Source organism: Streptomyces lateritius (assembly GCF_014649715.1).
In the GTDB taxonomy this organism is placed as follows: Bacteria; Actinomycetota; Actinomycetes; order Streptomycetales; family Streptomycetaceae; genus Streptomyces; species Streptomyces lateritius.
Map to the genome: position 1 here is coordinate 127,119 of NZ_BMTO01000020.1, position 4,502 is coordinate 131,620.

General features: G+C 68.4%; 1 protein-coding gene. It reads right to left on the reverse strand.

Annotated elements, in window-relative coordinates:
- Positions 1-4,502: LamG-like jellyroll fold domain-containing protein (locus IE136_RS36150; protein WP_308432503.1), on the reverse strand; the 4,502-nt coding region annotated here is incomplete at both ends.

Genomic DNA, 4,502 nt, shown 5'->3' on the forward strand with positions numbered 1-4,502 from the left:
GCCTCCGTGGTCGTCCCGTTGTTCCAGGACGTCAGGCGGTTGGCCCAGTCGTAGGTGTACGTGTTCGTCGAGGAGCCCGCGAGACCCGTGGTCGTCTTGGACGTCTCGTTTCCGTTCGCGTCCCACCCGTAGGTGATGGACGAGAGTTCCTTTCCGGTGGGGGAGGTCAGCTTGTCGCTGGTCAGACGCTGCAGGGCGTCGTAGCCGAAGGAGCGCTTCGCCTTGCCGGCCCCGTAGTCGATCGCCGTCACGGCGTTGTTGACGTTGTAGGCGTACGTCGCCGTCGTACCGGTGGCGCCGTCGTTGACCGTCTTGAGCCGGCCCGCCGTGTCGTAGCCGTACGTCGACGTGCCCGACGCGTCGGTCCGCGAGGTCATCGCCCCGTCGCCGTTCCAGGCGAAGGACGAGGCACCCGAGGGTCCGGACGTGGACAGCAGCAGACCGCGGTCGTCGTAGGAGAAGGTGTTCTTCTCGTCCCCGGCGCCCGCGACGGCCGTGATGCGGTCGTCCGCGTCGTAGTCATAGGTGTGGTCGACCGTGGTGGCCTCCGCACCCGCACCCGTCTGACGGATCAGACGGCTCTTGAGGTCGTACTCGTGCGTGACGACGACACCGCCCGGAGAACGCATCTCCTTCACGCGCCCGCCGCCGTCGTACGTCGTCGTGAACGTGCGGTCGGCGAGGTTCGGGTGCGTCGGCGTGGACGGCTCGATCTGCGCCTCCGGCAGCCCCCACGAGTTGTACGTGGTGATGAACGGGTTGCCCCGGCCGTCGGTGAACCGCGTCCGGTTGCCCGCCGCGTCATAGCCGTACGTCGTGGTGATCGACTCGGTCGCGGAGACCGGCTCGACGACCTTGGTGACCAGACCCGTCGCGTCGTACGTGTACGTCTGCGTGTGCCCCCTGGCGTCCGTCATGGACGCCGGGTTGCCCGCCCGGTCGTACTTCATGCTCGTCGTGCGCAGCACCGCGCCCGCCGCGTCCAGGTCCTGGATCGACGTCAGCTGTCCGAACCCGTCATACGTGTTCTTCGTGCTGGTGCCGTCCGCGTCCTTGGCCGTGAGGACCTGGCCGTCCATGTCGTACGTGAACGTCGACACGTTGCCGGCGCCGTCCGTGGCCTCGATGACCTCGCCCTCGGCGTTGTACTTGTACGACTCCGTGACGCCGGTCGGCGACACGGTCCGGGACAGCTCGCCGCCCGGAGCGTTGTACTCGTTGATTTCCGTGAACGCGCGCTGCGTCGGCTGACGGACGATGTCCGTGCTCGTGAGCGGGCGGCCCAGGTAGTCCCAGGTGCTCTCCTGACGTGCCCCGTTCGGCCGGGTGGCCGAGAGCTGGTCACCGTTGGGGGTGTACGTGTACGTCGTCGTACCGCCGCCGGGCTCCGTGACCGAGGCCAGGTCGCCGAGCTGCGTGTACGTGTAGGTGGTGCGGCCGCCCAGGGGGTCGACCTCGGCCGTGACCTGGCCGAGCCTGTTGTACTCGTTCCAGGCCGTGGCCTGGATCGCCGTGGTGCCACCCGGCGCGGTGTAGTTCGGCGAGGTCGTCGAGGACTCCTGGCCCTCGGCGTCGTACGCCGTCACTGTCACGTTGCCTAGCGGGTCGGACGACTCGGTCTCCTCGCCGAAGGTGTTGTAGCCCGTCATCGTGACAGGGCGGACGGAGACCGGGGTCCCGCCGTTCTGCTCCGTGTTGACGGCCGGCTCGGTGACGGAGGTCTGCTGGCCCGCCTCGTCGTAGCCGTAGTCGGTGACGTAGCCGTTGGCGTCCGTCATCGACAGCGGCAGGCCGCGCTGGTCCAGCTTCCAGGACGCGGACCGGACGGAGCTGCCCGCTGCCGGGAGCGTGCCGCCCTTGACCGCCGCGGCCTGCGCGGTGGTCAGTGCCTCACCGTAGATCTGGATGTCGTCGAGCGCACCCTTGTGGTACTCGGCGTAGGCACCGCCCGCCTTGCGGCGGCCGATCTGCAGCGGACCGGTTCCCTCCCACGGGGAGGAGAACGCGGCCTCCTGGACCAGCGAGCCGTTGACGTAGAGACGGATCTTGCCCGCCGCCGCGTCGTACACGCCGATCAGGTGGGTCCAGGTCCCGGCCGTCACTGCCGCGGTGCCCGAGGAGACCCGGGTCAGGGTCGGCCCGGACACGTCTGCGGACGGTCGGTTGAACGTCCAGCCGTAGGTGGTGGAGTAGTACAGCTGGAAGGTGTTGCCGACCGTACCGTCCTGAGCCAGGAAGGAGCGGTTGGCGGTGGTGTCGTCCAGCCGCACCCACGTCGCGACCGAGAAGCTGCCGCTGGTGTTGACCGCCGGCTGCTCGGTCGTGCCGTAGCTGGTCGTCGTGCCGTTGAAGACGGCCGCACCACCGCGCTCGGTGGAGCGGGTGACCCCACTGGTCAGCGTGGCCTTGTTGTTGCCTCCGGAGGAGTCACCGGCCGTGGTGCCCGTCGTCTCGTCCAGCTTCCAGCGGCCGACCGGGGCCGTCGTGCCGTCGTGGACCGTCGTACCGGTCACGTTGCCCAGGTTGTCGTAACGCGTGTCCGTGGTGGAGGTGTCGCCCGTCGCCGGGTCGTACTCCGTCTCGGACACCACGTTGTCGTCGGGGTCATAGCTGACCTTCGACGTCCGGGCGAGCCCGTTCGGGTCCAGGACCGAGCTGGTAGTGCGGTCGGCCGCGTCCACCGTGAAGGTGCTGCGCGTCTGGCCGTCGTTGGTGACCTGCTCGATCAGGTTGCCGGCGGCGTCGTACGTGTTCGCCTGCTCCGTGAAGGACTTGCCGGTCTGCGGGTCCTTGCGGACCACGGTGGCCGACAGGCCGTCGTCGGTGTAGGTGTACGCCGTGACATAGCCCATCGCGTCGGTGATCGACGCGAGCCGGCCGGCTGGGTCGTACGCCCGCGACTCCTGGACCAGGGTCGTCGGCGCGGACGGGTTGTTCGGGTCGCCCGTGTAGTTCAGCAGGCTGGTGGTGAGCGGACGCTGCTCGGCGTCGAAGGTGTAGGTGTTGACGTTGCCCGCGGGGTCCGTCTCCTTGACCTTGTTGCCGTAGACGTCGTACTCGAACGACGTGGTGTCGCCGCCCGGGTCCGTCCTGGTCGCCAGCTGATTGTGCGCGTCGTACGTCATCGACGTCGTACGGGCGGCGTCGCCACCGGTGAGGTCGGCGACGGTCTGGGACAGGATGTTGCCGTCCGCGTCGAACGCGGTCGTCGTCTTCGCCTGGTGCACCGCGCCGGTGACCCGGTTGGTGATCTTCGGGTCCGTCTCGGTGACGACCTGGTCGTTCTTGTCGTACGTCTGGGACGTGGTGATGCCCGCCGGGTTGGCGTCGTTCACCTCCGTCTTCGACACCTGGCGGCCCAGGTTGTCGTACGTGTACTTCACCTTGGCGCCGTTGGCGTCGGTGATCTCGGCGAGGTCACCGTTGGCGTAGTACGTGTACGACGTCTTCTTGCCACCGGCCGTGGTCACCTGGGCGACCAGACCAGCTGGTGCGTAACCGGTGTCCGCCGCCACCGTGGTGGCCGTGGTGTACGTCGTCGACGCGGTCCGCCCGTTGGGGTGGCCCGGCACCGGCGGCGTCGTCACCGACAGGAGGTTGCCCGCCGTGTCGTACGAGTACGACGTCAGGAAGGTGTTGTCCGTCGGGCCCGAGGAACGGCCGTCGCGCTCGGTGAGCACCAGGTCGTTGCGCAGGTCCATCGGAGGCAGCACGGTGGTCGCGTCCGGGAAGTACGTCATGTACTCCGTCGAACACTTGTTGGCCTTGGTGTCCTGGCAGGTGGTCTGGGAGACCGCGTTGCCCCGGACGTCGTGGCCCGTGATGGAGCGGTTTCCGTTGGCGTCGGTCACGGTGTGCAGGAAGCCGCCCGTGTCGTAGCCGTAGGTCGTCCGCTTGCCCTCGGAGTCGATCGCGGCGAGCAGGCGGTTGCCCATCTCCGCGTCGTACACGTAGGTCAGCGTCTTGTTGCTGGGGTTGGTCAGCTTGACCGTCCGCACCGGAGCGACGCCCGAGGACGCCTTGTACGCCGACCAGTGGTTCGCGACGTCACCTTCGGTCAGGCCCTTGGCGTGGACCGCGACCTCGGCGATGGAGCCGGTGAAGTAGCTGACGGCGCCGGGCGAGCTGTACCAGTTGGTGCCGAAACCGGCACCGATGAACGTCCGCGACGTCGTCTGGTCGTTCGGGGCGCCGGTGCAGGTGCCCTGCTTGACGCCGTCGAGGTAGAGCGTCTGCGTGGTGCCGGTGGCCGACAGGACGGCGTGGTGCCACTTGTCGTCCGCGACCTCACCCGTGGAACCGAGCGCGGCCTGGCCGTTGCAGGTGGAGCTCCACCAGTGGCCGTGCAGCTTCTTGTCGGCGCCGACGTAGAGCAGGTCGCTCCAGCTGCCGGTGACTCCACCCGGGTTGTTCGGAGCGACGCTCTGGTCGCTCATGATCACGCCGGGTTCGGCGGTCTTGAACCACAGCTCGACCGAGCGGTCGGCCTTGGCGTGCAGCGG